Origin of the sequence: Achromobacter arsenitoxydans SY8 (genome assembly GCF_000236785.1) — a bacterium.
GTDB lineage: Bacteria > Pseudomonadota > Gammaproteobacteria > Burkholderiales > Burkholderiaceae_B > Achromobacter > Achromobacter arsenitoxydans.
Genome location: NZ_AGUF01000065.1, coordinates 32,518 through 47,308, shown reverse-complemented (window position 1 = coordinate 47,308; position 14,791 = coordinate 32,518). Strand labels below are relative to the sequence as shown.

The window sequence follows — 14,791 nt, the reverse complement described above, 5'->3', positions numbered from 1 at the left end:
TATGGTCTTCATCGCAACCTTGCGACACGCGGTGCGGGCCGCGGCCAGCCTTGCGCTGGCCGGCCTGGGCCCGGTCCTGCACGGCGCGGCCGCAGCCGCCACGGTGGACCTGGCCGCGGGCGCGGATCTGGCCCGGGCGGTCGCCGCGGCGCAGCCCGGCGACACGCTGCGATTGGCGCCGGGCACTTATGCCGGCGCCATCGTCATCGACAAGCCCCTGACGCTGGAAGGCCCTGGGGACCGCTCCGCCATCATCGCCGGCGACCGGCAGGGCCGCACCTTGTGGATCAAGGCCGCGGACGTCGCGGTGCGCAACCTGACCATCACGCGTTCCGGCCTGGACCTGCCGGCCATGGACGCGGGCGTGTTCCTGGACCGCAGCGCGCACCGTGCGCTGGTCGAACACAACGACATTCTGGACAACCTGTTCGGCGTCTATGTCTGGGGCCCGGACGACGCGATGGTGCGCGGCAACCGCATCGTGGGCAACCGGGAGCTGCGCGTGGCCGAACGCGGCAACGGCGTCTCGTTGTGGAACACACCCGGCAGCGCCGTCGTGGACAACGACATCTCCGCCGGCCGCGACGGCGTTTTCGTCAACACCAGCAAGAAGAACCGGTTCGTCGGCAACCGCTTCCACGATCTGCGCTACGGCGTGCATTACATGTACACCAACGACAGCGAGATCAGCGGCAACGTGTCCACCGGCAATGACATCGGCTACGCCATCATGTATTCCCACCGCCTGGTCGTCACGGACAACGTGGCGGTCAAGAACGTGGAACAGGGCCTGATGATGAACTACGCCAACAACTCCGACATCTCCGGCAACACGGTGGATGGCGCGGACAAGTGCGTGTTCATCTACAACGCCAACAAGAACCGCTTTGCGGACAACCATTTCTCGAACTGCGGCATCGGCATCCACTTCACCGCGGGCTCGGAAGGCAACCGGATCACCGGCAACGCCTTCATCAACAACCGGAACCAGGTCAAGTACGTGGGCACCCGCGTGCTGGAATGGTCGGACGGCGGACGCGGCAACTACTGGAGCGACAACACCGCCTTCGACCTGGACGGCGACGGCATCGCCGACACGGCCTACCGCCCGAACGACGTGGTGGACCAGCTGCTGTGGCGCGCCCCGGCGGCGCGCATATTGCTCAACAGCCCGGCCATCTCGGTGGTGCGCTGGGCGCAATCCCAGTTCCCCGCCATCCTGCCCGGAGGCGTCATCGACAGCGCGCCGCTGATGAAACCCGCGCCACGCGCCGTGCAGACCGCCAAGGAAACCCAATGAGCAATGCCCTGGTGACGCTTTCGGGCGTCAGCAAACACTATGGAACACACCGGGCCGTGAGCGTCCTGGACCTGGACCTGCGCGAAGGCGAATGCGTGGCGCTGGCCGGGCACAACGGCGCCGGCAAGAGCACGCTGATCAAGCTGATTCTGGGCCTGATACGCCCCACGCACGGCCGCGTCACGCTGTTCGGCCACGACGCCCACAGCCCGGCCGCCGCGCGCCTGCGCGCGAGGATCGGCTACCTGCCGGAAACCGTGGCGCTGCATCCGGCCATGACGGGCGCCGAGACCCTTGCGTTCTACGCGCGGCTGAAATGCCAGCCGCTGTCGCGCAATGCGGAACTACTGGAAAAGGTGGGCATTTCGGGCGCCGCCCACCGCCGCGTCGGCGGTTACTCGAAAGGCATGCGCCAGCGGCTGGCGCTGGCGCAGGCGCTGCTGGGAGAACCCCGCATCCTGCTGTTCGACGAACCCACCACCGGCCTGGACCCCGCATCGCGCCTGAAGTTCTACGAGATCGTGCACGAACTGCGCGCCAGCGGCGCGACGATCCTGCTCAGCACACACGCGTTGTCCGAATTGGCCGGCCACGCCGACCGCATCGTGGTCATGAAGGCGGGCGTGAAGATCGCCGACGGCGCCATGTCCGCGTTGCGCCGGGACACCGGCCTGCCGATCCGCATCAACATAACGCTCGGACAGTCGGACACCTACGCCCCGCCCTCCCCGGCATGGCGCCGGGTCGAACCGGGACGCTATGAACTGGTGTGCCACGAGTCGGACAAGGTGGACGCCATCCGCAGCATCGGCGCCATCGCCGCGCCCATCAGCGACCTGGACATCCAGGTGCCCGGCCTCGACGACATTTACGCCCACCTGCTTGAACGGGAAGACGCATGAACGCGGTAAGCACAATCATCGGCAAGGAAATCCGCGACGGCCTGCGCAACCGCTGGGTGCTGGCGACGTCGGTGCTGCTGGCCGCACTGGCCCTGGCGCTTGGCCTTCTGGGCAGCGCTCCCACCGGCGCCGTGAAGGTCGATCCGCTGACGGTCACCGTCGTCAGCCTGTCCAGCCTGTCCATCTTCCTGGTGCCGCTCATTGCAATGCTGCTGGCCTACGACGCCATCGTCGGCGAAGTCGACCGCGGCACCATGGCCCTGCTCCTGAGCTATCCCGTGTCGCGGTGGCAGGTGATCATGGGCAAATTCATCGGGCACCTGGCCATCCTGGCCATCGCCACCGGCGCGGGCTACGGGTCGGCGGGACTGGCGCTGCAATGGGTGTACGGCGGCATGGACGCCGGCGCCTGGCGGCCCTTCGCCATGCTGATCGGCGCCAGCGTGCTGCTGGGCGCGAGCTTCCTGGCGATGGGCTACCTGATCAGCACCTTGGTGCGCGAGCGCGCCACCGCCGCGGGCATTGCCCTGGGCGTGTGGCTTTTCTTCGTCGTCATCTACGACATGGGCCTGTTGGGCGTGCTGGCCGCCGACCAGGGACGGCACGTGACGCCAGGCCTGCTCAATGCGCTGCTGCTCGCCAACCCGTCCGACGTGTACCGGCTGTTGAACCTGACCGGCTTCGAGAACATTTCGATGTACTCGGGCATGGCCGGCGTAAGCGACCAGGCCCGGCTGCCGGTGCCGCTGCTGCTGGCCGCGCAATTGCTGTGGATCGCCGTTCCCTTCGTGCTGGCGGCCGTCTGCTTCCGGAGGAAACAGCTATGAACCCGCAACGCCTGGCCGCGATGCTGGCCCTGAGGCTGGCGCCCGGCCTGATCCTGATGCTGTTCCTGCTGCTGTCGCTGTCGGCCTGCGGCGGCGATGAACCCGCCGCGCCCCCGCCCGCGCCGCAGGCCGTCACCGCCGAGGCCGTTGGCCACTATTGCGGCATGGCGCTGCTGGACCACGCCGGTCCCAAGGGGCAGATCTTCGTCAAGGGCCGCGCCGCGCCGGTGTGGTTCTCGTCGGTCAAGCAGGTGTTCGCATACACCATGCTGCCGGAAGAGCCCAAGGGCCTTAGCGCCATCTACGTCAATGACATGGCCGCCACGAAGGCGGACGGCGCGGCCGATCCGCAGTCCTGGGTGGACGCGCGGCAAGCCTTTTATGTGATCGGAAGCGCCTTCATCGGCGGCATGGGAGCCGAGGACGCCATGCCGTTCTCGGACAAAGCCCGAGCGCTCGAATTCGCCCAGGCCCACGGCGGGCGCGTCGTGACTTTCTCCGAAGTGCCCGAGGACTATGTTTTCGCTCAGTAGCGCGGGGCGCGCCGCTCCGCCCTCAGCCTTTCATCATTACAGACAGCCATGATCCATTCCGCCCGCCGCCGCTTCATCGGCATCGTCGCCGCGTCATCTGCACTGGCGCTCGCTCCCAGCCTGCTGCGCCGCGCGCACGCCGCCATTGCGCCTACCTCCTGGCAAGGCGTGGCGCTGGGTGCGGACGCCGAGCTGCGGCTCTACCACCCCGACCGGCAGGCCGCCGAACGGCTGATCGAACGGGCGCTGCGGGAATTGCGCCGGCTGGAAGGCGTGTTCAGCCTGTACCGCGAAGACAGCGCCTTGTCGATCCTGAACCGCCAGGGATATCTGGTTGACCCGCCGTCCGATCTGGTCCGCCTGCTGAGCGAAAGCCGGCACTACGCCGCGCTGACGGGTGGTCTGTTCGATCCCACCGTGCAGCCGCTGTGGCGCGTGTACGCCGACCACTTCTCGCGGCCGGATGCCGCGCCCCATGGACCGGCGCAAGCCGCCGTCGCCCAGGCGCTCAAGCACGTTTCGTACAAGGCGGTCAACGTGGATACGCAGCGCATCCAATTGCGCCCCGGCATGGCCGTCACGCTCAATGGCATCGCCCAGGGCTACATCACCGACCGGGTGACGGAACTGTTGCGTGACGCAGGACTGGAACGCGCCCTCATCGACATGGGCGAGATCCGGGGACTGGATGCCGCGGCAGGCGCGACTGGCTGGCGCGTAGGGCTGGCCGATCCCCTGGCCCCGGACCAGATCCTGGCGCAGGTGCCCGTCAACAACCAGGCTCTGGCCACTTCGGGCGGCTATGGAACGCCGCTGGACGCCGCGGGCCGGTTCTCGCACCTATTCGATCCGCGCAGCGGCCACGCGCGCCCGCTCTACCGCAGCGTATCCGTCATGGCGTCCACCGCGACCGCCGCCGATGCGCTGTCCACCGCCTTTTCGAACATGCCGCTGAAGGACACCGCCGCCGTGGTTCGCAGCCTGGGCGTCAGCGCGTGGATGGTGTTGCCGGATGGCCGACTGGTAACGCAGACGGGCGGCTCCTAGCCGGTCGCACCTGGCCGGCCGCACTTGAACAAGCGTTGAGTCCTCCGCCAGATTTCCGAGACAGTGTCTCGGAAATTGCCTCAAGGGGGTAAGCGACAAAGAATCGCCGCATGTTCTCCAGGTTGTCGGGGCTGAACCCGCGCCCATATCGCGCCGTCAGGTCGGCGGACAATCGTTCCATCAACCGCTCGCCGTAACCGGCCCGTCGCCTGCCATTCTGCTCGGATTCGACGATCGTGAAAAAAAACCGGCCCCCAGGCCGGTTTTCTTTGCGCCGAAGCCGATCAGGCCGCCGACGGGGGGTTCAGCGACGACAGCATCTGCGTGAAGATCTTCGGGCTGGCTGCCAGCACGTTGCCGCTGTCCATCCAGCCTTGCTCGCCGTCGAAATCAGCGACCAGGCCGCCGGCTTCCAGGACCATCAGGCTGCCCGCCGCGAGGTCCCAAGGCTTCAGGCCCACGCCGCAGAAGCCGTCGAGGCGACCGGTGGCCACGTAGGCCAGGTCCAGCACGGTGGAGCCCAGGCGGCGCACGCCGGTGGCGCCTTCGGCCATTTGGCGGAAACGCTGCGAACCCTGTTCGGGATCGCCGGCGTTGGGCCAGTGCGCGCCCAGCAGCGCGTCGTGGTAGCGGGTGCGGCCGGACACGCGCACGCGGCGGTCGTTCAGGAAGGTGCCGCTGCCGCGGCTGGCCGTGAACAGTTCATTGCGCGACGGATCATAGATGACCGCCTGCGTGACCTGGCCGCGCTGCGTCAGCGCGATCGACACGGCGTAGTTGGGCAGGCCGTGGATGAAGTTCGTGGTGCCGTCCAGGGGATCTATGATCCACTGGAATTCGGCTTGGTCGGGGCCCTGCAGGCCGAATTCCTCGCCCAGCACGGCGTGGTCCGGATAGGCGGCATGCAGCGTCTCGACGATGGACTCTTCGGCGGCGCGATCGACTTCCGTGACATAATCGCGCGGCCCCTTGCGTGCCACGCTGAGTCGTTCCAAATCCATGCTGGCACGGTTGATAATGGTGCCGGCACGCCGGGCCGCCTTGATGGCGATGTTGAGCATCGGGTGCATAAAATTCCGTACGTATGCGGTGAGTTGGCTTGATGATAGGCCGCTTTCCGCCCCCCCGGCGCGCCGTCGCCCCAACCGGGGAAATCGACCCAAAAAACCAGGAAGGCACTAAGCCAAACGTGCCATTTTAAATGACTCAAGCATTTTCACGTGTTCGCTTCGTAATGGTGAACCCCAGCCACCCCGGAAACGTCGGTTCCGCGGCCCGCGCGATCAAGACGATGGGCTTCTCGGAACTGGTGCTGGTCGAGCCCAAATTCCCGGATGTAACCACCCAGCCGGAAGCCGTGGCGCTGGCCAGCGGCGCGCTGGACGTGCTGGAGAACGCCCGGATCTACCCCTCGCTTGAAGAAGCGCTGGCGCCGGTCACCCTGGCGTTCGCCCTGACCGCCCGGGTGCGCGACCTGGGCCCCCCGCCCTGCGACATCCGCCAGGCGGCCGACCTGGCCTGCGCCCACCTGGCCGAAACGGCCGAGGGCGTGACCGCCGTGGTGCTGGGCACCGAGCGCGCCGGCCTCACGAACGCTCAGATCGCGCTGTGCCACCGCATCTGCCACATCCCTGCCAACCCCGAGTACAGCTCGCTGAACGTCGCCCAGGCGCTGCAACTGGCCGCCTGGGAGCTGCGTTACGCGCTGCTGGTCGACCAGGGGGCCGCCCTGCTGCCCCAGTCGACCGCCCAGGAGCCCGCGCGCGGCGCCGCGCCCGCCTCCAGCGAGGCCGTCCAGGCGTTCCTGGCGCACTGGGAGGAAGCGCTGATCGGCGTCCAATTCCTGGACCCTGCCCATCCCAAGAAGCTGATGCCGCGCATGCGGCACCTGTTTTCCCGGCTGTCCCTGACCCGCGATGAAGTCGACATGATGCGCGGTGTCTGCACGGCGATGCTAAACGCGGCAAAAAAGAAGTAGCCTGCGCCGCAGGCATTGCGCAGATATAAAAAAGGGACGGGCCATTGCCCGTCCCTTTTTGCTGACCGAAACAAGGGCGGCTGGCCGCCCGCCCGATCAGTCGACCTTCGCGCCCGAAGCCTTGACCACCGGGGCCCAGCCTTCGACTTCCGACTTGATGAACTGGCCGAATTCGGCCGGCGTGGTCTTCACGCCCACAGCGCCCAGCTTTTCATAGCTTTCCTGCACCGAGGCCTTGTCCAGCGCCTTCTGCATGGCGGCGTTGAGCTTGTTGATCACTTCCGGCGGGGTGCCGGCCGGCGCCAGCAGGCCGAACCACGACGACACGTCGAAACCGGCAAAGCCCGATTCCTGCATGGTCGGCAGGTCCGGCGCGCTCTTGGAGCGTTCCTGGGTGGTCACGGCCAGGGCGCGCAGCTTGCCCGACTGGGCGTGCGGCCACGCCGACGGCATGTTGTCGAACATGAACTGCACCTGGCCGCCGATCAGGTCGGTCATGGCCGGGGCGCTGCCCTTGTAGGGCACGTGCAGCACGTCGATGCCCGCCTTCATCTTGAACAGCTCGCCGGCCATGTGGATGGACGTGCCGCTGCCCGACGACGCGAAGGCCAGCTTGCCAGGATTCTTCTTGGCGTAGTCCACCAGTTCCTTCACGGACTTGACGGGCACCTGGGGATTCACGACCAGGATGTTCGGCACCTTGGCGCCCAGGGCGACCGGCGCGAAGTCCTTGGTCAGGTCGAACGAGACGTTCTTGTACAGCGTCTGGTTGATGGCGCTGGTGACGGCCACGAACAGCAGCGTGTAGCCGTCGGGCGTGGCGCGCTGGACCTGGTCGGTGGCGATGTTGCTGCCGGCGCCCGGCTTGTTCTCAACCACGAAGGATTGGCCCAGGGACTCGGTGAGTTCCTTGGCCATGATGCGGGCGATCACGTCGGTGGTGCCGCCAGCGGAAAACCCGACCACGATGCGGACAGGCTTGTCGGGATAGGCGGCGTGGGCGGAACCCATTGCGAATGCGCTTGCGGCGGTGGCCAGAAGGGTGGCGGCCAGACGCCGCAGGCCAGGCTTTTGACCTGTAGTCATAGTGTCTCCGTGCAGGTACTGTCCATTAGATGGACGATTCGAATTATTGGATGGTCGCATTCTGCGCTATACACATGGATTACATCAAGGTAGAGTCCACCCTACGGACAATGGTTTTCCCTTGTCCGCCCCTTGATAACCCTTAGTTTTCAGAGATTTGCATGCAAGACAGCGATGCCGCGGCCGCAGGCCCACGCACTTTGCGGCGCGGTCTGGCCGTCCTGGCCGCCCTGCGGGACCAGGGTCCTGACGGCCTGAGCGTGACTGACATTGCCCGCCTTACGGGCATACAGCGTCCCACCATCTACCGCCTGCTGGCCGCCCTGCTGGACGCCGGCTTGGTCCTGCCTGTGACGGGCACCAAGAAATACCGTGCCCAACTGGCGGTCGATCCCGACACGCGCTCGCGCGATCCGCGCGTGCGCCAGCTGCTGCCGGTACTGCGCCGCCTGGCCGACCGGACGGGCGATGCCGTGTTCCTGGTGGTGCGGGAAGAGGACGACTCGATCAGCCTGCACCGCGAGATCGGCAGCTACCCGGTGCAGATCCTGGCCACCTATGCGGGCAAGCGCCAGCCGCTGGGCGTGGGCTCAGGCGGCATGGCGCTGCTGGCCGCCCTGCCCGACGACGTGGCGCGCGGCATCGTCGAGCGCAATTCCGGCAGGCTGGACGAATACGGCGGCATGACGCCCCAGGAGATGTACCGCCTGATCGAAAACACCCGGGCCCGCGGCTATTCGGTGGTGGGCAACCATGCCGTGCGCGGCGCGCTGGGCGTGGGCTGCGCGCTGCTGGATCCGCAAGGCGCGCCGCTGCTGGCCGTCAGCGTCACCGCCATCATCGACCGCATGCCGGCCCAGCGCCAGCGCGAGATCGCGGGCTGGATCAAGACGGAACTGGCCAGGCTGGCCGTCCCGACCTGACAAACGCCGCCGCGCGGCCGAAGAAAAAAGGCGCTCCGATGGAGCGCCTTTGCATTGCGGCGGACAGATGGGGGATCAGGTCGCGGCCGCGCCGGTCTTGGGATTCTGGATCTCGCGCAGCGGGATCGGCGGCTGGAAGCCCGCCTCTTCCAGTTCGCTGCGGATCTGCTGGTACAGGCTCCAGCGCAGCTCCCAGTACTTGCCGACTTCGGCCCAGACGCGCACGTTCACGGTGACGCCGTTTTCCTTGTAGTCGAACACCTTCACCTGCGGCGCCGGATCCTTCAGCGCGTCGGGCCGCGCGTCCACGATCTGTTGCAGCTTGGCCACCACGGCCTGCAGGTCATCGCCATAACGGACCGGCACCGGGATATCCAGGCGGCGCGTCTTGTTGCGGCTGTAGTTGATGATGGTGGCGTTCCATACGGTGCTGTTGGGCAGCGTCAGGTGGATGCCATCGCCCTGGATCAGGCGGGTCAGGAACAGGCCGACTTCCTCTACCGTGCCTTCCGAGCCCGAGCTCAGCGCGACGTATTCGCCCGCGCGGATGGGGCGCAGCATCAGCAGCATGATGCCCGCGGCGATGTTCTGCAGCGTGCCCTGCAAGGCCAGGCCAACCGCCAGGCCGGCGGCGCCCAGCACTGCGATCAGGCTGGCCGTCTGCACCCCGAAGCGCGCCAGCACGGCGATAACGGTGAAGATCCGCACCGCCCAGATCACCGTGGTGGAGAACATGGGCACGATGGTGGGATCGACCTTGGGGGAACGGGTGGCGGCCCGGCGCACCCAGCCGCCCAACAGCGACGACGCCCACCAGCCGATGCCAAGTATCAGCAACGCGATGAGCAGATTGACGCCCATATCCATCAGCCTGGGCGCCCAGACATAGAACTCTTTTACGGCCTCATCCATGGGGACCTCCTGCGAGAAAAATCGACCGAAGACTGTATCAGAAGCGGCTTGCACGATGGGGTGCGGCGCAGGGCCTGAATGTCAGGCTTTGTAAGGAGTGCAATCACGCAGGCACGATGCGGAAGTGATTGTCCCAGGACAGCTCGCGCGACGGCGGCAGCACCGGCTGTTCGCGGCCCGCGGCATCCGTGCGCAGCATGGCGCCGAGACCGCTGCTTACCAGAAAGCCCGTCTGCGCGGCGGGCGCGACGCCGCAGCCGTCGGGCAGCGACGTGGTTCCCAGGCATTTGCCGCTCGCGGCGTCCCAGTAGATCACCTGTCCGCCCACCGGACTGGACGTGGCCACGATGCCGCCCGACGCGTCGACCGCCACCGAGCCGACGTAGTTGCGCATGTTGCGCAGCGTCTCGTGCGGACCCTCGAAGAGTTCAAGCGCGGCGCCGCGGCGATGCCTGCCCACCAGCGCGGGCCGGTCGGCCGCCGGCCCCATGTACTGGCAGCCGAACCAGACGGCGCCGTCGGCGGCCAGCGCAAGATGCCGGATCGACAGCCGATGCAGCGCGGGGTCCAGTTCGACCTTTTCCAGCAGCTGGCCGCTGGCCGCGTCGATATAGGCCAGGGACGGCCGCATCGTGTCCAGGTTGAGCTCCAGCTTGCCGTAGTCGGGATGGGTCAGGATGCCGCCGTTGGCCACGCACAGCGTCTTGCCGTCGGGCATCAGCACGACCTCGTGCGGCCCGATGCCGCCGCAGTCGTATTCACCCACGCGCCGGTAGCCGCCGCCGGGCGTGGCGTCGTACAGGCCCAGCACGCCGCGTCCCGCCTCGAAGTCGTTTTCGGTGGCGGCCAGCAGGCGGCCGCCCTGCACGTACGCGCCATGCCCGAAGAAGTGCCTGTCTTCGGGCAACGGCAAGGCGACAGGTTCGCCGTCCGCCAGCGAGAAGCCCAGCGCGAAGAAGCCGGGCTGGCGGCCGAACACCACCGCGCGCTGGCCGGCGGGGTCGATCGCAAAACTGTGGCCGCGCGCCGGCATGGGGACCGCCAGCCTGTCGCGGCCGGCCTCGTCCAGCAGCACGGCTTCGTCGCGCCCGCCGCGCTTACGCGCGCTGAGGTACAGGCGTTCGTTCCTGGCGGGCGCGGCGGCCAGGGCAACGCTGGGCGGCAGCCCCAGCGCGGCCGCCAGCGACAGGAAGCGGCGCCGGTCAATCGCCATCGAGCGCATTGAATCCGATCGTGACGCCCAGGGCCGGAGCCAGATCCTGGTCGACGATAGCCTTGGCATTCTTGATGGTCAGCGACGCCAGCAGGAGCAGGCGGCGCCCCTCCTCGCCCACCAGCGCCTGGTCCAGCGGAACCGGCACGGCGCGCAGGGTCTGCGCGGCGCTGGACAATTCGCCGCGCACGGAAGCATCCATCCATTCGCCGCCGGCGGGCATGGAATAGCCGCCCGCCTCGTAGAACGCCTTCAACGCATCCACGTTGGCGGCGAGCAGGCGCGTGGACAGACCGCTGCGCCAGAACGCCGCGCGCTTGGGCCGCGCCGCCTCGGGCGTGTCGCCCAGCACCGGCACGATCTTCACGTCGCGCGCGAACTGCAGTCCGGTGGACAGGGCCTTCATGGCCTCGGCCGCCACTTCCTGCTGATCGCGATACAGGTCATTGCCCGGCTGGGGCTTGGCGAACTGCCGGCCGAACTCACCCTGGGCGCTCCAGGCCGTTCCCACATCGCGCGAAATCGCCGCGACATTGGCCGACACCGCCAGCGCGTAGCCGCAGGCATAGGCAAAGCCGGGCGCGCCGCCCTGCTTGAGCAGGTCCGGCTCGCCGTACAGCACGTATTCCAGGGCGGGCAGGCCCTGCACCGCCACGCTGCGGCCGGCCAGGGCGCCGGGCTGGAGCAGCGCTTCGTCCTTGGCCGCGATCAGCGCCTGCACCTGCCTGGGCATCACGCCGCGCGTGTCGGGCCAGAACGCCAGTCGCTCAAAGCGGTTGGCCTGCACCAGCGGGCCGAAGCGCAAGATCTCTACGCCGGACCAGGCCTGCGCCAGCGTCGCGAACGCCTCGCCGACGCGCTTTGCTCCCGCGGCATCCGGCTTGGCGCACCAGCCTCCCAGCGCGCCTTCCAGCGCCGCCGCCGCGTCCGTCATCCTGGCAACCGCAGGACGCGCGTAATCGCGCGCCAGGCGCTCGCCCAGATCGGCCGGCAAGGCGGAGCCCGCGGCCAGCGGAGCCGCCAGCATCAGCGCCGCGGCCACGGCCTGCTTGAACACGCGTTTGACGGATCGGGCCATTACAGGGACTCCAGGAAGCGGATCAGGTCCGCGCGTTCTTCGGGCGTCATGTCCACGACGCGGTCGCGCGACGGCTTGGCCGCGCCGCCGTGCCACAGCACGGCCTCCAGCAGCGTACGGGCGCGTCCGTCGTGCAGCCACGTCGCGTTGGGGTTCACGGTCTTGGTCAGGCCGATGCCCCACAGCGGCGGCGTGCGCCATTCGCGGCCATTGGCCAGCCCGTCGGACACGCCGTCTGCCAGGTCGTCGCCCATGTCGTGCACCAGCATGTCGGTGTAGGGCCAGATGAGCTGGAAGCGATGCTCGGGCTGCTTGGCATTGCGGCTGGTCACGTACTTGGGCACGTGGCAGGCCACGCAATTGGCCTCATAGAACAGCTTCTTGCCGGCCAGCACGCGCGCATCGTCCGCGTCGCGGCGCGCCGGCACCGCCAGGTTGGTCGAATAGATGGTGACGAAGTCCATCAGCTTGGCCGGCACTTCCTCCGCGCCGAAGCGCGGCTGCGCGCCGTGCGGCATATCCAGGCACTGCGCCTGCGCGGGCGTGCATTCGCCCGAATGCTTGGGGAACATGGGCGTGGACAGCCCCATGTCGTTGGAGAACGCCGACGCGCTCTGCTGCTCGACCGTAGGTTGCCCCGCCTTCAGGTTGAAGCGGCCCAGCACGCGCGCGCCGGTGCGCGCATCGGTGACCCAGTTGGCCTTGCCGACGATGCCGTCGCGCTTGTCCGCGCCCACGTTGGCCAGGATGTCGGCTTCGTGGATGGATTCCAGCACGCCCAGCCCGATCATGGGCGGCGCCAGGCGTGGCGAGATCTGCGTATCCGCGCGCATGGGCCCGTAGCCCAGGTTCTCGATGCGGTACGTGGGCTTCATCAGCGTGGCGGTCTCGCCGCCGCGCAGGGCCACCGGCACGGGCTCGTACTCGATCTCCATGCGGCCTTCGGCGGGCAGCCCGGCTACGGCGAAGTTCTGCAGCTGCACGCCGTACACGGGTTCGGGCAGCGCTGCGATTTCCCCGGCCGCGAGCTTTGGATGGCCACGGTCGGCGCCTTCCGGCACGGCCAAGCGCAGCAGCAGCGCCACGGCGTCCGTGCGCTCCAGCGGATCGAAGCCGGGCACCGTGCCGCGTCCGTCCTTGGTGTGACAGGCCTGACAGGAGCGCGCATTGAAGAGCGGCCCGAGCCCGTCGGACGCCTGCGTCGACGATGGCGCGGACACCCAGTCCTTGCGGAACAGGCCGTTGCCGACCTGGAATTCCTGGCGCCCCTCGAAACTCATATTGGCCGACGGCTGCGAAAAAATATCGGCGTTGATGAGCTTATTGGTGGTGGCGGCCCCGGCCTGCATGGACTCGAAGGTTTCCACCTTCGAGAAGTCGCGCGTGGGCGCGGTGATGGCTGTGACGCGCTTAAGGTCTTCGGGCGTAAGATCGTCACGCCCGCCGGGAGCGGCGGGCGCTGCGGCGGCGCCGGCGTGGGCCGACGCCGCCAGTACGGCGGCTAATACGAGTTTCACTTGAATACGGCGTCGGGTTTATCCAGGCTGTCGGAACCTTCGATGGCGACCTTACCGAGTTCCAGCAGCGCAATCACGCGCTCCAGACTGCGCGTCTGGGCGACCAGGCTGTCGATGGCGGCCTGCACCACGGCGTTGCCTTCCTTGTTGCCGTCCGCGATCATCTGGTCGTAGGTTTCGACCGTCTCGGCGCGGGTCTTCATGGCCTGCATCGCGGCCACCGTGGCGTCCAGCTTGGCGCGCACTTCGGCGTCCAGCTTCGCGTCCTTGGCCTTGACCAGTTCCGACAGGCTCGCGCCCGACACCGTCTTGCCGTCGATGCGGGTGTACGAACCCAGATAGACGTTGCGGATGCCGATCTGATCGTAATAGTGCGAGTTGTGCGTGTTGTCCGAGAAGCAGTCGTGCTCTTCTTCGGGGTCGTGCAGCATCAGGCCGAGCTTCATGCGTTCGCCCGCCAGTTCGCCGTACGACAGGCTGCCCAGTCCGGTCAGCATGGCGATCAGGCCCGCCTTGGGGTCTTCCTCGACCGCCTTGCGCGCGGCGCCGTCCTTCTTCCAGTTGCCCACCATTTCTTCCAGATCGGTTACCAGCAAATCAGTCACAGCCTTCAGGAACTCGACGCGACGCTCGCAGTGGCCGCCCGTGCACTGCTTCGGATCGAAGTCGGTGTGCGGACGATTGCCCGAGTGCCGTTCCTGCGGCGTGCCCTTGCGGTCCGCGGGCGCGGCGCCGGTGCCGTTCAGGTCCTGGCCCCACAGCAGGAATTCGATGGCGTGGTAGCCCGTGGCGACGTTGGCTTCATTGCCATCGGCCTCGTGCAGCACGTCGGACAGCAGTTCGGGCGTGATCTTGGTCACGTCGACCGTCTTGCCGCCAACCGAGATCTTGGAATTGGCGATGACGTTGACGGCGTAGTAGGCGTTTTCGTCGTTCCCCGTGCCGTAGGACGCGTCGACGTAGTCGATCAGGCCTTCGTCCAGCGGCCAGGCGTTCACGCGGCCTTCCCAGTCGTCGACGATGGGATTGCCGAAGCGGTAGGCCTCGGTCTGCTGGTAGGGCACGCGCGCCACAATCCACGCTTCGCGCGCGGCCTTCAGCGTTTCGGCGCTGGGCTTGGCGACCAGGGCATTGATGGCGGTGCGCAGCTTCTTGGCGGCCGCCAGCGAATCTTCGTAACCCGCCAGCGCCAGGTCCGAGTAGGTGGCGACCACGGCCTTGGGCTCAACCGCGGCATGCGCCGTTCCGCCGTACACCGCGGCGGCCAGCACCGCACCCAATAGCAACTTGCGCATCGACTTTCTCCCGTAAATCGGACGGCCCCGCCCCCGCGGCGGACCCATCCAGCTTGAAATTTTGTGGATGCGAGTGTAAACAATTTTCGTTTGATATTCAGGCGGAATTCAGATAGCTGACATTTTTTTGAACGAAAAATTTTGCTGCCGCACGCATAATTCAGCCCTCCCGCCCACTTT

At 67.4% G+C, this 14,791-nt stretch carries 14 protein-coding genes and 1 pseudogene; 7 read left to right on the top strand and 8 right to left on the bottom strand.

All coding sequences use genetic code 11. The features are described 5' to 3' along the window. Window position 1: 1 nt before the first annotated feature. The 5 genes from KYC_RS20745 to KYC_RS20725 are packed head-to-tail and all read left to right on the top strand — an operon-like array spanning window position 2 to window position 4,609. On the top strand, window positions 2-1,300 hold the full coding sequence (locus KYC_RS20745; protein WP_008166015.1) for a nitrous oxide reductase family maturation protein NosD: 1,299 nt from the start codon (window positions 2-4) through the stop codon (window positions 1,298-1,300). Continuing rightward, window positions 1,297-2,202 carry an ABC transporter ATP-binding protein gene (locus KYC_RS20740; protein ID WP_008166012.1) on the top strand — a complete coding sequence of 302 codons (906 nt, stop codon included), beginning with the start codon at window positions 1,297-1,299 and terminating at the stop codon, window positions 2,200-2,202. Before KYC_RS20745 ends, KYC_RS20740 begins: the two co-directional genes overlap by 4 nt. After that, on the top strand, window positions 2,199-3,029 hold the full coding sequence (locus KYC_RS20735) for an ABC transporter permease (protein WP_008166009.1): 831 nt from the start codon (window positions 2,199-2,201) through the stop codon (window positions 3,027-3,029). Before KYC_RS20740 ends, KYC_RS20735 begins: the two co-directional genes overlap by 4 nt. Beyond that, window positions 3,026-3,562 carry a nitrous oxide reductase accessory protein NosL gene (locus KYC_RS20730; RefSeq protein WP_008166007.1) on the top strand — a complete coding sequence of 179 codons (537 nt, stop codon included), beginning with the start codon at window positions 3,026-3,028 and terminating at the stop codon, window positions 3,560-3,562. Before KYC_RS20735 ends, KYC_RS20730 begins: the two co-directional genes overlap by 4 nt. Before the next feature lie 48 nt (window positions 3,563-3,610). Beyond that, a complete protein-coding gene (locus KYC_RS20725; RefSeq protein ID WP_008166005.1) occupies window positions 3,611-4,609 on the top strand; it encodes an FAD:protein FMN transferase in 999 nt (332 codons plus the stop codon). 52 nt (window positions 4,610-4,661) lie between these two features. Here KYC_RS20725 and KYC_RS29030 read toward each other — a convergent pair. Both KYC_RS29030 and KYC_RS20720 read right to left on the bottom strand, forming a co-directional pair. Beyond that, window positions 4,662-4,844: pseudogene (locus KYC_RS29030) on the bottom strand (DUF1016 N-terminal domain-containing protein); the annotation flags it as partial. A 49-nt stretch (window positions 4,845-4,893) separates the two neighbouring features. Beyond that, complete coding sequence (locus KYC_RS20720; protein WP_008166003.1) at window positions 4,894-5,679, bottom strand: inositol monophosphatase family protein; 786 nt, start codon at window positions 5,677-5,679, stop codon at window positions 4,894-4,896. A gap of 131 nt (window positions 5,680-5,810) precedes the next feature. Here KYC_RS20720 and KYC_RS20715 point away from each other — a divergent pair, with 131 nt between their 5' ends. Next, complete coding sequence (locus KYC_RS20715) at window positions 5,811-6,587, top strand: RNA methyltransferase (RefSeq protein WP_085945498.1); 777 nt, start codon at window positions 5,811-5,813, stop codon at window positions 6,585-6,587. 96 nt (window positions 6,588-6,683) lie between these two features. Here KYC_RS20715 and KYC_RS20710 read toward each other — a convergent pair whose 3' ends face one another. Further along, complete coding sequence (locus tag KYC_RS20710; protein WP_008165999.1) at window positions 6,684-7,673, bottom strand: Bug family tripartite tricarboxylate transporter substrate binding protein; 990 nt, start codon at window positions 7,671-7,673, stop codon at window positions 6,684-6,686. Between the two features lie 161 nt (window positions 7,674-7,834). On the opposite strand from KYC_RS20710, the gene KYC_RS20705 reads away from it, so the two are divergent. Continuing rightward, window positions 7,835-8,596 carry an IclR family transcriptional regulator gene (locus KYC_RS20705; RefSeq protein WP_008165997.1) on the top strand — a complete coding sequence of 254 codons (762 nt, stop codon included), beginning with the start codon at window positions 7,835-7,837 and terminating at the stop codon, window positions 8,594-8,596. A 75-nt stretch (window positions 8,597-8,671) separates the two neighbouring features. Here the strand turns inward: KYC_RS20705 and KYC_RS20700 are convergent, their stop codons facing one another. From KYC_RS20700 to KYC_RS20680, 5 genes are all read right to left on the bottom strand, one after another. Then, window positions 8,672-9,508, bottom strand: a complete 837-nt coding sequence (locus tag KYC_RS20700) for a mechanosensitive ion channel family protein (RefSeq protein ID WP_008165995.1) — start codon at window positions 9,506-9,508, stop codon at window positions 8,672-8,674. A gap of 103 nt (window positions 9,509-9,611) precedes the next feature. After that, window positions 9,612-10,721 carry a DUF1513 domain-containing protein gene (locus KYC_RS20695; protein WP_008165993.1) on the bottom strand — a complete coding sequence of 370 codons (1,110 nt, stop codon included), beginning with the start codon at window positions 10,719-10,721 and terminating at the stop codon, window positions 9,612-9,614. Further along, window positions 10,711-11,799, bottom strand: coding sequence for an imelysin family protein (locus tag KYC_RS20690; RefSeq protein WP_008165992.1), 1,089 nt, complete (start codon window positions 11,797-11,799; stop codon window positions 10,711-10,713). Before KYC_RS20690 ends, KYC_RS20695 begins: the two co-directional genes overlap by 11 nt. Beyond that, on the bottom strand, window positions 11,799-13,316 hold the full coding sequence (locus tag KYC_RS20685) for a di-heme oxidoreductase family protein (protein ID WP_008165989.1): 1,518 nt from the start codon (window positions 13,314-13,316) through the stop codon (window positions 11,799-11,801). The genes KYC_RS20690 and KYC_RS20685 overlap by 1 nt, the downstream gene beginning before the upstream one ends. After that, on the bottom strand, window positions 13,313-14,611 hold the full coding sequence (locus KYC_RS20680; protein ID WP_008165988.1) for an imelysin family protein: 1,299 nt from the start codon (window positions 14,609-14,611) through the stop codon (window positions 13,313-13,315). The genes KYC_RS20685 and KYC_RS20680 overlap by 4 nt, the downstream gene beginning before the upstream one ends. Between the last annotated feature and the right edge of the window lie 180 nt (window positions 14,612-14,791).